General features: G+C 52.7%; 1 pseudogene. It reads right to left on the bottom strand.

The window, feature by feature from the left end:
* Nucleotides 1-27: 27 nt before the first annotated feature.
* A pseudogene (locus UF06_RS22310) lies at nt 28-404 on the bottom strand (DUF1513 domain-containing protein); the annotation flags it as partial.

Raw genomic sequence — 404 nt, 5'->3', positions numbered from 1 at the left:
AGTGTGCATTGCCAACAATGACGGCTACACGTCTGGCCCACCACGATATTGTTGACCACAAAGCACCGTATCGCGACCATCATGTGCAAGTTGGCGAATGCTCAATTTGATATCGGCTAAAGTCACTTGGTCGAGCAATTCACCGTTTTGCGCTAAGTAACTGAGGCGGGGTTGCATACTCGCTACGTTGAGCGGTTCACGTCCATTGGTATGCACGCCACCAACGCCGATCACTAAGGCGCTATCTGGCATGATGATCACTTCGTGCGGGCTAATGCCAAACCCACTCAGCACGACGACTTTCTGGTCATTATGCTCCCCATCATAGACACCGATGATACCACGGCCGGTCCCGCGCTCTCCTTCGGCGGCAAACAAGTAGTTTCCGTCTAACGTGTAAACGC

The sequence above is a fragment of the Vibrio sp. S234-5 genome (assembly GCF_000960595.1).
GTDB lineage: Bacteria > Pseudomonadota > Gammaproteobacteria > Enterobacterales > Vibrionaceae > Vibrio.
Note: the sequence above shows the minus strand (reverse complement) of the source record. Positions and strands in the feature narration are given on the sequence as shown.